12 protein-coding genes and 1 pseudogene are annotated in these 14,757 nt (G+C 48.2%); 10 read left to right on the plus strand and 3 right to left on the minus strand.

Going from position 1 to position 14,757, the window contains the following annotated elements:
* The 6 genes from ACES2C_RS10295 (at position 1) to ACES2C_RS10320 (ending at position 7,992) form a co-directional block, all read left to right on the plus strand.
* Positions 1-2,025 (plus strand): TonB-dependent receptor domain-containing protein, encoded by a 2,025-nt coding sequence (locus tag ACES2C_RS10295; protein WP_374166850.1) that lies wholly within the window; start codon positions 1-3, stop codon positions 2,023-2,025.
* A gap of 137 nt (positions 2,026-2,162) precedes the next feature.
* Entirely contained in the window at positions 2,163-3,098 is a 936-nt protein-coding gene (locus tag ACES2C_RS10300) for a PAS domain-containing protein (RefSeq protein ID WP_374166851.1), read from the plus strand.
* Positions 3,099-3,109: 11 nt separating this feature from the next.
* Positions 3,110-4,372 carry an ATP-binding protein gene (locus tag ACES2C_RS10305; protein WP_374166852.1) on the plus strand — a complete coding sequence of 421 codons (1,263 nt, stop codon included), beginning with the start codon at positions 3,110-3,112 and terminating at the stop codon, positions 4,370-4,372.
* Positions 4,373-4,572: 200 nt separating this feature from the next.
* Entirely contained in the window at positions 4,573-6,120 is a 1,548-nt protein-coding gene (locus tag ACES2C_RS10310) for an ArnT family glycosyltransferase (RefSeq protein ID WP_374166853.1), read from the plus strand.
* Positions 6,121-6,128: 8 nt separating this feature from the next.
* Positions 6,129-7,085: a glycosyltransferase family 2 protein gene (locus ACES2C_RS10315; protein WP_374166854.1), complete on the plus strand. Its 957-nt coding sequence runs from the start codon at positions 6,129-6,131 to the stop codon at positions 7,083-7,085.
* The gene (locus tag ACES2C_RS10320; protein WP_374166855.1) at positions 7,054-7,992 is read left to right on the plus strand and encodes a lysylphosphatidylglycerol synthase transmembrane domain-containing protein; all 939 of its coding nucleotides are present in this window, start codon (positions 7,054-7,056) and stop codon (positions 7,990-7,992) included. The genes ACES2C_RS10315 and ACES2C_RS10320 overlap by 32 nt, the downstream gene beginning before the upstream one ends.
* On the opposite strand, the gene ACES2C_RS10325 is transcribed toward ACES2C_RS10320, so the two are convergent.
* Positions 7,955-8,920, minus strand: coding sequence for a GDP-mannose 4,6-dehydratase (locus ACES2C_RS10325; protein WP_374166856.1), 966 nt, complete (start codon positions 8,918-8,920; stop codon positions 7,955-7,957). The genes ACES2C_RS10320 and ACES2C_RS10325 overlap by 38 nt on opposite strands.
* Positions 8,921-9,138: 218 nt before the next feature.
* Here ACES2C_RS10325 and ACES2C_RS10330 point away from each other — a divergent pair, with 218 nt between their 5' ends.
* Positions 9,139-9,840: an SDR family NAD(P)-dependent oxidoreductase gene (locus ACES2C_RS10330; protein ID WP_374166857.1), complete on the plus strand. Its 702-nt coding sequence runs from the start codon at positions 9,139-9,141 to the stop codon at positions 9,838-9,840.
* 219 nt (positions 9,841-10,059) lie between these two features.
* Complete coding sequence (locus ACES2C_RS10335; RefSeq protein ID WP_374166858.1) at positions 10,060-10,374, plus strand: hypothetical protein; 315 nt, start codon at positions 10,060-10,062, stop codon at positions 10,372-10,374.
* 5 nt (positions 10,375-10,379) lie between these two features.
* Here ACES2C_RS10335 and ACES2C_RS10340 read toward each other — a convergent pair.
* Positions 10,380-11,787: pseudogene (locus ACES2C_RS10340) on the minus strand (NAD(P)(+) transhydrogenase (Re/Si-specific) subunit beta).
* A gap of 14 nt (positions 11,788-11,801) precedes the next feature.
* Complete coding sequence (locus ACES2C_RS10345; RefSeq protein WP_374166941.1) at positions 11,802-12,068, minus strand: NAD(P) transhydrogenase subunit alpha; 267 nt, start codon at positions 12,066-12,068, stop codon at positions 11,802-11,804.
* A 395-nt stretch (positions 12,069-12,463) separates the two neighbouring features.
* Here ACES2C_RS10345 and ACES2C_RS10350 point away from each other — a divergent pair, with 395 nt between their 5' ends.
* Together ACES2C_RS10350 and ltrA are read left to right on the plus strand one after the other, a co-directional pair.
* Entirely contained in the window at positions 12,464-12,856 is a 393-nt protein-coding gene (locus tag ACES2C_RS10350) for a hypothetical protein (protein ID WP_374166859.1), read from the plus strand.
* 618 nt (positions 12,857-13,474) lie between these two features.
* On the plus strand, positions 13,475-14,740 hold the full coding sequence (ltrA, locus tag ACES2C_RS10355; RefSeq protein WP_374166860.1) for a group II intron reverse transcriptase/maturase: 1,266 nt from the start codon (positions 13,475-13,477) through the stop codon (positions 14,738-14,740).
* The last annotated feature ends 17 nt before the right edge of the window (positions 14,741-14,757 follow it).

Below are 14,757 nucleotides of genomic sequence, written 5' to 3' on the forward strand. Positions count from 1 at the left end.
TTGTTCTTTACTGTCGTACGCAGAGGCAAGGCAGAGCCCTGCGGATTCGGCCCGGCTTCTGAGGCCCGTTACCATAAGGGGCTATTTTCGCGAGCAGCCCACGCTCACTCTTCCTGCAAGTGTGAGCGTGGTGGGGAGGAACAGCTGGGCGCTCTGCAGCCCTTTTCGCTTCTGCCGGCCATAAATGCCTCTCCTGGTGTGAGAATGGAAGAACGTTCCCCGGGGAGCAACAGGCTGTCGATCAGAGGAAGCCTGTTGAGGTCACCCTATGGCGTGCGGAATATAAAGATCTATCTTGAGGATTTCATCCTCACAGACGCCGGCGGGAATACCTATATGGGATCTCTCGACCCCTCAGGCCTGGGCGAGGTGAGAATACTGAAAGGACCCCAGGGAAGTGTCTTCGGCGCCAATACAGGAGGTGTTATGCTGCTCAGGGCGAAATCAGTACCGCCTGACTCTTCCGCGGCTGCCTTTGGCCTGACTGTCGGCGCTTACGGGCTCCTGCATCAGGACTTTACGGCCTATATTGCTAAAGATACTAAGTCGCTCCAGATCAAGCAGGCCTGGCAGCGCAGCGATGGTTACCGCGAGAACAGTTCACTCGACCGGAAGTATCTCCATCTGCTTCCTGAATGGTCCTACAGCAAAAGGGCGAACTTAAAGGCCTTGCTTCTTTACTCTCATGCAGAGTACCGGACTCCGGGCGGGCTTACATGGGAGCAGGTACTGAAGGACCCCAGAAGTGCCAGGCCAGCCACCCGGATGCTGCCCGGAGCCGTAGAGCAGAACGCGGGGATTGACAATAAGACCGTGCTTGGAGGCTTGCAGCACGAGTATCGGCTCTCGCAGTCAATCAGACACGTGATTTCGCTCACAGCCTCTCACACCGACCTCGAAAACCCCTTTATCACCAATTATGAAGTGCGCGACGAGACCTCTCTGGGTTTGAGGTCGTACGTTGAACTTCTCTCGCGCCGCTCCCCGATTTTCCAGTGGGAAGGCCAGCTGGGCCTGGAGACACAAGGGACCAGTATGGACGTGGCGAACTACGGCAACAGAGGCGGAAAGAGGGATACTCTGCAGGCTGCAAGCGATTTAGATGCCCGCCAGCATTTCTTTTTCCTGAACATGTCATCCTCCTTTCTCGGACGTTTCGTTGCCGAAGCCGCATTAAGCGTAAACGTGTACAACTATCGCTATTCCGATCGTGGAAAAAGTGAACTAAGGAACTTTGAAGATCAGCTGATGCCGCGTTTTTCACTCTCTTATTTGTTCGCAAAGGAAGCTGCCCTGCGAATGTCGGTCAGTCGTGGCTATTCTCCTCCTACCCTGGCAGAAATACGACCTTCAGACAATGTGATAAATACAAGTCTTGAAGCAGAGACGGGCTGGAACTATGAGGCTGGTGTGAGGGCAGCTCTGTTCAACAACAGGCTCTATTACGACCTCGTCTTTTTTAATTTTGACCTTAGCGACGCTATTGTACGCCGGCTTCATGAAGATGGGAACGAGTTTTTCGTGAATGCGGGCGGGACAAAGCAAAGAGGGGTCGAGTCGCAGCTTGATGCCTGGTTAGTATCGCCCGGAGAAACAGGCTTCTTACGAAGTCTGAAGCTTAGCAGCAGCTACACGCTTAGTTCTTTCTATTTCAAGAACTATGCCGGCCAGGGTGGGAATTACTCCGGCAACCGGCTGACAGGAGTACCGCGCCACTTTGTAACAGCATCCTTTCAGGCCCGGATAAACAGGGGATTCCTGCTGAATGCACAATATCAGTACACGTCATCCACCCCTCTGAATGACGCGTCTACCGCCTATGCAAAAAGCTTTCAGCTCCTGCAGGTAAAGGCAGGCTGGACAGGTAAAATTCGAACTGTTGGTACCATATCTGTTTTTGCCGGCGCCGATAATCTGCTTAACGAACGTTATAGTCTTGGGAACGACCTAAATGCAGTTGGCGAACGGTATTTTAATCCTGCCCCGGGGCGCAACTTTTTTGCCGGCTTTAGCTGGAGTATCTGATCTTGCTACCTTCTGGTGGAAATTTAATTGCGCGAAATTTTATTAAGTAGTTGGATAAAAAGAATAATCTCGTTTTATTTATACCCATATAAAATTTCGCATACCAATGAGCGCTCTTAATATGTCCTAAACCAATTATGGAAGAATCAGAATTAGGTCTTCAGACATTTGGAAACATTGCTGAATGTCTTCCCGGCGTGCTGTACCGTTGTGACGCCGACAACACATTTTCATCTGTAAGCAAGGGATGCCTGGAACTAACGGGATACCCGTCATCTTATCTTCGCGGCGCCGGCTTCGGCAGACTCAATGCACTTGTGCATCCCGACGATAGAAGCCACATAGAGGGACAGCGACTGCAGAACGCAGGCAAAGAAGGAACTTTCGAATACCAATACAAGATCGTTTGTAAAAACGGGCAGATCAAGTGGGTGACGGAGAGGACGGAGCAAAGCTTTGACGGGGCTTCTTCCTGGCAGGAGGGATATATCTTTGAAACAGCACCAGCCTGCGGTTCTTCGGGGCAGGAGAGCCGCTGGGCGGAGTCAGAGGAATTGCGGAGGGTACTCGCTGCGATACCCGATGAGCTGCTGCAAATTGAGTTAGGCGGGAGGTGTAAGCTCCTTAAGGAGCGAAACGGGGAATTTTGCCCGGCAGGAGAATGGCGGACGCTCAGTGACTGCTATCCGCCCGCGGTTGTACATCAGTTCCTGCGCTGCACCGAGATGGCTATAGCCTGGCGTCAGGTAATTTCCTTTCAATATGCGTTAGCAGATGCACAAGATCAGAAAACATGCTTCGAAGCACGGATTAGCAGGTGGTCAGAATCGGAGGTGATTGCTGTGATAAGAGATGTAACAGCTCAGACGAGAGCTCAGGAGGAGACGGAGTCACTCAAAGATTTTTATGCGAGCGTGATCAATAATGTGAACATTGACGTAACAGTGCTCGACAGCAACAACCGCTACGTATTTGTTAATCATTCCGCAGCCCGTAACCCGGCTATCCGGAAATGGCTGATCGGGAAAGACGATCAGGATTATAGCCGTATGCAGGGGGCGGGGTACAGGTAGCAGAGGCGAGAATGCGAATGTACAAACTGGCAGATGAGTTGAAAGAGCCTGTGGAATGGCTGGAGGATGTAAAAGACGCTAACGGATGCCAGCGTTTTTTTGCAAGGACACTCACTCCGTTTGTCAACGCCGCTCAGGAGTATAAATTGGCTTATGGCGTCGATATCACGGCCCTCAAGGTGATACAGGATGAGCTGCAGAGGCGGGAGCATCTTTTGGCATTCAGTCATGAGCTTGCTAAAATCGGCTATTGGGTAAGCTATTCCCGTAACGGAAAGCAGGAATGGAGCGATGGAATATATGACATCCTGGAAATTGAAAGAGGCAGTATTATTCCCTCTCCTGAGAGCTTTTTGAGCATAATTCACCCTGACGACAGAGCGGAGGTCAGGAAGAAGCGCGACTTTTTCCTGAATAACAATACCACGCTTTCCATGGAGTATCGCATTATTTCGGGAAAGGGGCAGGTGAAGTATATCAAAGAAGAGTCTTCTTCCAATACGCTTGATACAGATACGTATATCTGCGTGGTTGTGCAGGACATAACGGATATTAAGAAGCACATTCGGGAGAGGGATGAGCTGCTGAAAGAGATCAGGAAGAAGTATCAGGATCTGATGCAGTTCAACTATATCATCTCTCACAATCTGCGTTCCCCCGTTGCCAATATCCTCGGTATGTCGTCGTTGTTGAAAATGGATCTGGAAGATGACGAAAGAGCCCAGGTGTTCGACTTTATAACAGAGTCGGCAGAGGCAATAGACGGCGTGATACGCGACTTGAATCTTCTGCTGTCCGTAAAGTCGGCGCTGAACGAGAAGAAAGAGAACGTGAGGTTAACAGAGGTAATAAGATCGGTGAAGCGCAGTCTCCGACTGCAAATTCATGACTGCGGGGCTACGATTAGCAGCAAAATAACAGGAGATGCCGATTTAATATACAGTATAAAAGGTTACGTGCAGAGTATCATATTCAACCTTATCTCAAATGCCATCAAATACAGGGTGCCCGGCAGAAAGCCGCTGGTAAAGATTAAGGGATGGCGGGATGAAAGAGGTTTCCATATCAGTGTGGAAGATAATGGCCGGGGAATTGATCTGAAGCGGCATAACAAAGAACTGTTTGGCTTGTACAAACGCTTTTCTCCCGACGGGGAGGGTAAAGGTCTAGGCTTGCACATGACTAAAACGCAGGTTGAATCATTAAACGGAACTATCGAAGTCGAAAGCGAGGAAGGTGCAGGAACGATATTTACGGTATCATTCCCCCTTTAGACCGCCGGTAGCTGTTCGAAGGATTGCGGCCGATCATCACAACATAATTTCTATCTTTGTCACCGGATGAAGAATAATGTTACGAGCAATTCGGCTTTGCTTTTTTCTTTCTGGCCCTGTTTGCTTTCGTGTACGTCCCCGGGCTGCTCGTTCCCTTGATGGACAATGACAGCGCTCATCATGCTCTAATAGGGTTCAACATGTACTCCAGTGGGAATTATGCCTATCTTCTTGATCTCGGCATTCCGTACCTAGACAAACCACACTTGCTGTTCTGGCTGTCAGCTCTGGCATACCATATTCTCGGAGTTACAACCCTTGCCTATAAGATACCCTCGCTGATTTTTACTGTACTCAGTGTTTATTCTACGTACCGGCTCGGGAAGCTTTTATATGGAGCAGCGGCCGGGCGGCTCGCCGCAATGATCTTGAGCACATCCTGTGCAATCGTGCTTGCCAATAACGACGTGAGGATGGAAGCGCTGCTCACCGGCGGGATCATCTTCTCCATATGGCAGTTATGTGAGTATATACACGGACGCAAGAGCGTAAACCTTATCCTCGCCGCCTTAGGGCTCGCGCTCGGATTTAGTACAAAGGGGATGATTGGTGTAGTCATTCCTGCGGTCACCGTTTTTATCCACCTGGTATATCAGAGGAACTGGAAGATGGTCTTCCACTGGAAATGGCTGATCCTGGTTCTGCTATTCGGCGTTTTTGTGTCTCCTGTGCTTTATGCCTATTATCTCCAATATGATTTGCATCCTGAGACGGTAGTTCGCGGACGTTCTCATATTTCGGGTCTGAAGTTTATCCTGTGGAACCAAAACATGGAGCGAATAAAAGGGGAAGGACACTCTCAGACCAAGAAAGACTTTTTCTTTTTCTTCCATACTTTCTTCTGGACGTTTCTGCCATGGAGCCTCCTGTCGGTCTTGTCAGTTGGCTCTCGTTTAAAGAGGGCGGTGCAGACCCGGTTTGCCTACAAGCCAGGCACAGAGCTGCTGACAGTTGGGGGAGTAACTTTCTTCATGATCTTCTTTTCAATGTCGAGCTTTAAGCTCCCTCACTATCTTACCTGTCTGTTTCCCTTGTTCTCAATACTTTTAGCAGGCTATCTCAATGAAAGGGAACACGATCAGAGCCGAGTGAAGCTGTTCTGGAATATACAGCTCTACTCCGTTATTCTGATCGTCCTTGTGGCAGCCCTTCTGAACATGTGGGTATTCCCCCTGCATAAAATGACGGCAGGACTGACTCTCCTTCTTCTGGTTTCCGTATGGCTGCTGGTTCTTTTTTCCAGGCGGCCATTATACGCTAAAACCGTTCGTTTTACACTCTCGGGAGCTCTCCTCATATTTGCTTCCCTGAATCTGAATTTTTATCCTCAGCTTCTTTCATACCAGGCAGGGAATGAACTGGCAACTGTATCCGAGAGGCTGAAATTAGACCCGAAACGGGTATATTACTTTCAGGCAGGGGATTATAGTTTTTCATACGATTTTTATACGCGCTTTCAGCATAAGGAGATCAGCATTCAGGATATTAAGGCAATGCAGACAAAAAATGCACCTGTCTGGCTCTTCACTTCGGCAGAAGGAAAAAAGGTTCTGGAAGAGAACGGTTTTCCGGTCAGTACGACTTTTCAGAACAAGGACTATCGCGTTTCCATACTCAAGCCGAAGTTTCTCAACCCCGCCACGCGCGGGGAAACGTTGACTACGGTTTATCTCATCAAATTATTCTGAAGTTTTTTATGAAAGATCTCTCAGTAGTTATTACTGTTCTGAATGAACGAGAAAATATAGCCCCCTTGCTGAAAGAAATCAGGGCGGCGTTAGAAGGGCTGGATTACGAAGTAATCTTCGTAGATGACGGATCTTCTGATGGCACTCAGCGGGAAATAAAAGGAGAGGCCGACGAACGCGTGACCCTGGTAGAACTGCGAAGGAATTATGGCCAGAGTACGGCGATGACAGCCGGCATTGAGCATTCTACTGGGAAATATGTGGCTCTTCTCGACGGCGACTTGCAGAACGACCCTTCGGATATTCCAATGATGCTCGAAAAGCTGCTTGATGAGGACTGGGACGTAGTTGCCGGCAACAGGAAGAACCGGCAGGACGGGATGTTCTTGCGGAAAATCCCATCCAAGATTGCCAACGCCATTATCAGACGGATGACCGGGGTTTATATAAAAGATTACGGCTGCACCTTGAAAGTCTTTAAGCGCGAAATTGCCGAAGATCTTGGAATATATGGCGAGCTGCACCGCTTTATTCCTGTGCTGGCTAAACTCCAGGGGGCAAATATTACCCAGGTAGACGTTAAGCATCATCCCCGCCAGTTCGGTAAATCGAAGTACGGGCTAAACCGAACGTTTAAAGTGATGGCCGACCTGATCACGATGGTGTTTTTCAGGAAGTATATTCAGAAACCCATGCATCTTTTTGGTACTCTGGGCTTCATTTCTTTCGGGTTGGGAGCTTTAATTAATTTGTACCTTTTGGTACTGAAATTAGCCGGCCATGACATATGGGGAAAGCCGCTTTTGATTTTGGGACTCATCCTTCTGCTTGGTGGCATTCAATTAATCACCATAGGTATACTGGCCGAAATCAGCATCAGAACGTACTTTGAAGGAACAAACAGAAAGACCTACCAGGTTAGAAGGGTTTATAATGGACAAGAAGAAGCTGTGGAACGGGGCTAAGATTGCCCTCAAAGTTGTAATAACAGGCCTGCTCATCTGGTACGTTTTCCAGAAGATCGACGTGAATAAGGTCAAAAACTTGTTTTTGACGAGTGACGTTTCGTTCATTGTGCTTGCCTTTGTTCTCTATTTTGCATCTCAGCTCATGTCCTCATGGCGTCTGAAGACCTTCCTCGAGAATATCGGCCTTGATTTAGGTTATTGGTTTAACTTTCGCCTGTATCTTCTCGGCATGTTCTACAACGTATTCCTGCCCGGAGGTATCGGCGGCGACGGCTATAAGATCTACCTGTTGAGGAGAAAGTTCAAGCTTCCTACAAAGCGGCTCTTGCTGGCCTTATTTTTCGACCGACTGAGCGGTGTATGGGCAATTGGCTTCATTTCCGTTCTGCTGATCATTTTCATTCCGAAGATCAATATTCCAATGACCTGGCCTATCACGGCCCTCCTTGTCGGCACATCAGTTTATTATTTCATTCTTCGTACTTTCTTTAAGGACTACTCGCGAAATTTTCTGATAAGTCATTTTAAGTCGGGCATGGCGCAGTCGTTGCAAGTGGCCTCCGTCATCTGTATTCTTCTGGGCCAGGGCTTTACCGGCAAATTCGCCCCTTATTTATTCAGCTTCCTGCTGTCTTCTATTATCGGCATCATCAATGTGGGTATAGCAGGTCTTGGAGTAAAGGACGTATTCATGGCACATGCTGCTGACGTGTTTGATATTTCTCCTGACCTCGCTGTTCTGATCAGCCTCACATTCTGGCTTATTTCGGTGCTTGCCGCCTTACCGGGTGTATGGTTTGTGTACCGCTCGAAGGAGTTCGAACCGATGCCCGACGAGGATGAGGTGAAGAGGGAGGAAAACGATCTTAATAATCCTTTTGAATCACATCTTCATATGCCTTAAACCAGGTGTAAAACTGCTGCAGTCCGTCCTCAAGGCTGGTTGATGGGTGATAGTCAAGAAGCTCCTGCGCTTTGGTGATGTCAGCGAAGGTTTGGGGTACGTCACCGGGCTGTTCAGGCTGTCGGTCAATAATAGCGGAGGTGCCGCACACCTTCTCTATTGCGCCGATCAGTTGTGACAGCGTCACCGTCTTATTGTTCCCCAGGTTGATGATTTCAAAGCTGGATTTATCGTAGTTAATCGCCGACACGATTCCTTTTACAGTATCAGCAACGAAAGTGTAATCTCTGCTGGTTGACCCATCTCCATAGACAGGGATAGCGATTTCGTTTAAAATATTCTTAAAGAATTTGTGAATAGCGAGATCGGGGCGTTGTGCCGGTCCGTAAACCGTAAAAAACCTCAGGGCAAGGAAACGGATGCCATAAAGCCGGCTGTATACGTGGCCGAGCATTTCAGCAGATAATTTTGTAGAAGCATATGGACTAATTGGCAGAAGTTTCTCCTCTTCGTTCCAGGGCACGTTATGATTGATGCCATACACGCTGCTCGATGAGGCGAAAACAAATTGTTTGATGCCCCGCTCTTTGGCAAACTCCAGCAGCGTTTGTGTTCCTCCCACATTTACATCCTGATAAAGGACGGGATTCTTGATGCTTGGACGTACGCCTGCCTTTGCAGCAAGGTGAATAATGACATCAATGTCTCCAACCTGATTAAGGTCCGGCATGTATCTTATATCACCCTTTACCAGCTTAAAATCAGGGTGGTTTAGAAAGTCGCGTATGTTTAACTCCTTTTGCGCCAGCGAATAAAAGTTGTCGAAATTGTCAATCGCTGTGATCTTGTACTGGCCACTCTGGAGCAGCACCCTAATCAAATTACTTCCTATGAAACCAGCTCCGCCTGTGATCAGGATATTTACCATGCTTCGAATTAATAGTGCGCAAAGCTACTGTTTCCGCGAATACTTTCTAAACAGAGGGCCAGTTTTTTTGTGTCGCTCTCATCTTTTTTACTTATATACAACCGCAGGAACTTCGGATGGATTAACTTTGCAGCTGTCAGCAAGTATCACGAATGGCTAGTCATGCTTAGCGACTGTCACTTTTTGTTGATCGGGCTGAATGTTATAAACGTAAGAATATGAAGATTTTAGTAACAGGAGCAAGCAGCGGTGTCGGCTTTGAAGCTGTCCTTGAGTTGATTTCGAATAATGAGCATGAAGTGATCGCTATAGCCCGTTCGCAGGATAAACTGAGGCGGTTGTATGAGATTGCCAACGGCCTCAATCCTTCCTGCAAGCTATATCCCGCCAAGTTTGATATTGTACACGACGATTATAGCTCACTGGTTCAGTTCGTGGAAACAAAAGTTGGAAAGCTTGATATTCTAATTAATAATGCAGGTGCCCTCATTAATAAACCCTTCAATGAGCTGACCCAGATAGACTTTGCTGAGATGCTGCAGAGTAATTTACTGGGCCACGTCAAGATGATCCAGCACATGCTGCCGCTGCTCTCTGCAGAGTCGCACGTGGTGAACATTGGCAGCATGGGCGGATTTAGCGGAAGCGTAAAATTCGCAGGGCTCGCAGCGTATTCAGCAAGTAAGGCCGCATTGCACACGCTCACTGAGTGCCTGGCGCTTGAGTATGCGGAATCAGGGATTCATTTTAATTGCCTTGCCCTCGGATCAGCTCAGACAGAAATGCTGGAAGAGGCTTTTCCGGGCTATCAGTCGCCGGTAATGGCTTTTGAAATGGGTAAATACATAGCTGATTTTGCTGTCAATGGACGGAAGTTCTTCAACGGAAAAGTTTTACCAGTTGCTGTAACTACCCCGTAGCGTATTTTGGTCTCATGTTTGCTCCTTCTTTATAATGGAGCTGAACCGACTTCGTTTTTGCACAGCGTTTCTGATACTCGGCGCACTGACGGCTTGCGTTGGAGACCAGTCGTCAAATAAGCATGGCAAAGAAAGCGAGGAGCGGAGCGCACCCCGGAAAGCCGCAGATCAGTCTGCTTCCTTGCCCTGGACTGTCACTTTAAGTGGTGGGGGCAGGAGTTGAAGCTCGTTCACAGCTCTGGCTCAGCCTCCTTTTCATCTGTCGAGGCTGCCATTGCTGCAATTAACAAGAAGTACCCCCAGATAAAGCTGCAGTATGTGGGCCGTAGGGGAGATACAGTCGTTACCCGCATCCCAGAGGCTTCCTACCTCACTCAGGAGATCGGAACCGCCGGAGCAGAAGTGTATTTTGCGGAAGCGACTTTTTCTTTGACCGAGGTTCCTGCAATTAATGCCGTCACGTTTAATTTTGAGGAGGGAGACCACGCCATGCCGGGAACTTACTCGAGAAAGAGCTTCGAAGACCTTAAGTGACTTCGTTACATCTGCTTTAATTCGCTTACGAGCTGAGTAATCACATTTTTAGCATCTCCAAAAAGCATTGAGGTCTTGGGATTGTAAAATAGCAGGTTGTCAATCCCCGCGTATCCTGCATTCATCGAGCGCTTGTTAATAATAATATGGTGCGCATTTTCAGCTTCCAGTATCGGCATCCCGTAGATAGGAGAGGCGGGATTTTTTTGCAGCCGGGTTTACCACATCGTTCGCACCTACTACAAACACAACGTCTGTGTTCGGAAAGTCAGGATTGATGTCTTCCATCTCACTAAGCTTATCGTACTCAACATTCGCTTCTGCCAGCAGCACATTCATGTGACCTGGCATCCTGCCCGCTACCGGATGTATGGCATACTTCACTTCCACTCCATGCTCTTCAAGAACGCTTTGCAGGTCGTGAATGGCATGTTGCGCCTGTGCAACCGCCAGTCCGTATCCGGGAACTATGGTGACTTTTTTAGAGTAGTTCATGAGCGTGGCTGTGTCTGAAACAGAGATGTCCTTCACGGCGCCTTTCTCTTGCTCATCCGCCGCACTGACGCTCGTTCCGAACGCTCCAAAAATGACTTGAAGAAGTGGCCGGTTCATAGCCTTGCACATGACAACTGTGAGGAGCGTGCCCGCCGAACCAACAAGTATTCCGCCGGTCAGCATAACATGATTATTATAAAGAAAGCCACCAAATGCTGCAGCCACTCCTGTAAAGGAGTTGAGCAGGGAGATCACCACGGGCATATCGGCTCCCCCAATAGGAAGAACAAGCATCACGCCGTAGAGCAAGGCTGCAAGCAGCAAGATATTGATGATCGCAGGGATCGTTGTATAGAATAGCGAGATGCCTACGATTACGACAACCAGGAGAGCGAGGAGATTAATGTAGTTATATCTTGGAAGCCGCACTGGCTTAGGAAGGAGTCCGTTGAGCTTTAGGAAGGCGATCACGCTTCCTGAGAAGGATACGCTTCCGATGACTAATCCTGAGACGATGCAGAACAAGGTGCCGGTGGGGGCTGCGGCCTCGGAGTATAAGCCTATACTTTCTGTGGGAATCATGTGATGGAATTCGATAAGAGAGACAAGGGCTGCACATGCTCCGCCCATTCCGTTGAAAAGGGATACCAGTTCCGGAATTTTAGTCATCTGTACCTTTCGGGCAGTAAGCCACCCAATGAGCGTCCCCGCAACAATGGCTATAAAAACGAGCATGTAGATAAGGAAGCTGGTTTTGCCGGGATGAAGGAGGATGGTGGCGGCAATAGCGGCCGTCATACCCGCTGCACTTAGCAGGTTCCCTTGCCTGGCTGTTTTGGGGTTCCCCATCATTTTCAGGCCTATGATAAAAAGAACAGAAGCAACGAGGTAGATTAGTGAAAGAAGGTGATGGTCCATGGTGATTGTTTAGGTTATTTCTTTTTGAACATTTCAAGCATACGGTCTGTGACTACAAATCCTCCCACTACGTTGAGGGTGCCAAGGAGTACGGCGAGACAGCCTAAGCAAAGGGCAAGGTAGTCTTCAGAACTTGTATTGAGCATGACGTGAATCGCTCCAATGATCACTACCCCGTGGATCGCATTTGCACCGCTCATTAAAGGGGTGTGGAGAACTGCTGGCACGCCGCCTATAACTTCTACGCCTACGAAAATGCTGAGAATAACAAAGTAGATCATCTGCTCGTGCTCGGCTAGCAGAGATAGAAAGGTTCGAATTGCTTCCATGTTTATTAATTAGTAGTTTGAGTATTGCCTGGTTTAGTTGTTGTGCCCCGGGGAACGGGGAGGCTGGACTTGCAGAATTAGGGTAACTGGTGAGAGGCATAACGTTGCTGATGCCGGGTGCTTTTTTACAAGTATCCGGATGTCCGGCCGCGATACTACGCGGAGGGATCGCTACTTCATTCTGAGCGGAGGTACACACAGCAAACAGTATTACCTGTTACTAAGTACGGTATTTGAAATGGAAATGAAAAGTAAATGCAATAATTTTTAAGGACACTAAAATGATGAAGACGGCATGCAACCTTTTGGCCTTTTGCGCGTCTTTATATAAACACACCAATGCAGATATGAAGAAATTACTAACCTTAGTATTGCCCCTGGTCATCTTACTGAGCGCCTGCCAGAAGAATAATTACGTGACGCCCAACAAGACAATCATAACAGATCTGCCGCTGAGCAGCTGGAGATCTTATGACGGGGGCAGAAGTTATGAGGCCAGCGTCTACCTCCCCGAAGTCGATCAGTTTGCACTTGAACGCGGAGGGATTCTAGTTTATATTTCTTTCGACAGGGGACAGACATACGAACAGGTCCCGCAGGTTTACGACGGTGTTTCCTACAGTTTTGCGCTCAGAGCAGGTACGCTCAGCCTTACCTACGAGAACGCGAACGGGGCCCCGGTATCAAGGCCGGGCTCAGATGCGACTTTAAAGATTATACTGCTTGAATCAGATTACTAAGACCTGTCAACAAAAAGAGGCGCCCCGTGGACGCCTCTTTTTGTTCTCGTGCGCCCGGCACGGGCGCAAACTATAGGGTGGAAGTCCCGAACGCGCCTCGATAGTGGGAAGCGTTAACCCAAGGCAAGGGTGTCCTCCGCGAGGAGGAATCTGAAGGAAGCCGGCGGTAAATCTCTGGCCTGACGAACAGGAAGCAGATGAGGCAATGGCATGTGGGTGAGTTTGCTAGACAAAACGAAGCCCGAAACTATCCGAAACATGTTGTTGTATATCTGACAGGTAGATGGAGAGAAAGTTTGCGTTCTTACCCGGGGAGATCTGATCAATCGCTGCCGGAGAGAGAAGCGCCTCTTGAAGGAGCAAGGAGATGTAGTGATATATGTCCGGTTCATCAGAAGTCAGCAGAGGCCATAGTACCTTTTATTAGGGAAGGGCTGAACATTAAACGTCCGAGTTAGCAACTGGAAACGGGATGATCGCAAAGAAAGCAGAAAACTCTGAATAGAGGGCTGCCCTGCCAGGAATATGCTGGAAGCAGAAGGGTAACAGGGAGCGTTGAGCGACATCTTGAATGAAGGATGAGAGAAGGAGACAGTAGGAAAAAAAAATGTATTCGACATGTTACTCGAAGAGATCATCAGTAAAGGCAACATGCATCAGGCCTATGAGCGGGTGCTGGCAAACAAAGGGGCGGCCGGAGTAGACGGTATTGGATTCCTGGATTTTGAAGGTGAGGTGAAGGCGAAATGGCCATTGTTGAAAAGCCAACTGGAAAAAGGAGAATATCGACCCATGGCAGTAAAACGGGTAAAAATCCCCAAGGCAAACGGCGGTACCCGCGTATTAGGTATCCCTACCTATATGGACAGAATGATCCAGCAGGCCATCTCGCAGGTATTGTCTGGAATCTACGAGCCTGAATTCTCAGCAAATAGCTATGGATTTCGTGCAGAGAAGAGTGCTCACCAAGCCTTGGAAAAGGCAAAGGAGTATATCAATGCCGGCTATAGCCATGTTGTAGACCTTGATCTGGAACAATTCTTTGACCGTGTAAATCATGATTATCTGATGAACGAACTGAGCCGGAAAGTACAGGACAAGCGCTTATTGAAACTTGTTCATCGTATTCTTCGGGCTAACATTGAAGATCAGGGCAATGAGATTTCCTGTAAGCAAGGAGTTCCGCAAGGAGGCCCGCTTAGCCCCTTACTTTCCAATATTATTCTGGATAAACTGGATAAAGAGCTGGAAAGGCGAGGGCATCGTTTTGTGCGGTATGCTGATGATTGTAGTATCTACGTGAAGAGTAAACGTGCGGGAGAACGAGTAATGGCGAGTATCAGTATGTATATTGAAAAAGAACTGAAACTCAAAGTGAACCTTCAGAAGAGCGTGGTTACCCGACCATGGCGGACTAAATTACTGGGCTTCACCTTCTTTCATAAGAAAGGGCGTAAGGGCATAACGGTACACCGAAAAAGCATTACTACCTATAAAGATAAAATCAGGGCAATTACTTGCCGAAGTAAACCTTACGCCATGGCAGATCGAATGATGCAGATCAGGAAACTCAATCAGGGCTGGGGAAATTACTTTAAACTGAGTGAAGCTAAATCAGTGTTTGCTGACTTGGACGAATGGGTACGAAGTCGTATTAGATTATGTTACTGGATTCAGTGGAAAAAGCCCCGGACAAGAGTACGTCAGCTACAAAGGTTAGGGGTTAAGCCAGATCAGGCCTACCAATGGGGTAACACCCGCAAAGGCTACTGGAGAACGGTACACAGTCCAATCTTGCATCGCACGCTCAATAATGCATTTCTAAAGAAAGAAGGGCTACTATGTCTTAAAGAAATAGTAACCCCAAAAGCTGTCTATGTTTAATGAACCGCCGTATGCCG

Source organism: Arcticibacter sp. MXS-1, assembly GCF_041902385.1.
Lineage (GTDB): Bacteria > Bacteroidota > Bacteroidia > Sphingobacteriales > Sphingobacteriaceae > Arcticibacter.

What these genes read in the sequence shown, in the direction of transcription:
- ACES2C_RS10325 (WP_374166856.1), bottom strand. Translation starts at nt 8,920, where the DNA reads ATGGTAAATATCCTGATCACAGGCGGAGCTGGTTTCATAGGAAGTAAT.
- ACES2C_RS10330 (WP_374166857.1), top strand. Translation starts at nt 9,139, where the DNA reads ATGAAGATTTTAGTAACAGGAGCAAGCAGCGGTGTCGGCTTTGAAGCT.
- ltrA (WP_374166860.1), top strand. Translation starts at nt 13,475, where the DNA reads ATGTTACTCGAAGAGATCATCAGTAAAGGCAACATGCATCAGGCCTAT.
- ACES2C_RS10310 (WP_374166853.1), top strand. Translation starts at nt 4,573, where the DNA reads ATGTACTCCAGTGGGAATTATGCCTATCTTCTTGATCTCGGCATTCCG.
- ACES2C_RS10315 (WP_374166854.1), top strand. Translation starts at nt 6,129, where the DNA reads ATGAAAGATCTCTCAGTAGTTATTACTGTTCTGAATGAACGAGAAAAT.
- ACES2C_RS10345 (WP_374166941.1), bottom strand. Translation starts at nt 12,068, where the DNA reads ATGATCTACTTTGTTATTCTCAGCATTTTCGTAGGCGTAGAAGTTATA.
- ACES2C_RS10350 (WP_374166859.1), top strand. Translation starts at nt 12,464, where the DNA reads ATGAAGAAATTACTAACCTTAGTATTGCCCCTGGTCATCTTACTGAGC.
- ACES2C_RS10320 (WP_374166855.1), top strand. Translation starts at nt 7,054, where the DNA reads ATGGACAAGAAGAAGCTGTGGAACGGGGCTAAGATTGCCCTCAAAGTT.
- ACES2C_RS10300 (WP_374166851.1), top strand. Translation starts at nt 2,163, where the DNA reads ATGGAAGAATCAGAATTAGGTCTTCAGACATTTGGAAACATTGCTGAA.
- ACES2C_RS10305 (WP_374166852.1), top strand. Translation starts at nt 3,110, where the DNA reads ATGCGAATGTACAAACTGGCAGATGAGTTGAAAGAGCCTGTGGAATGG.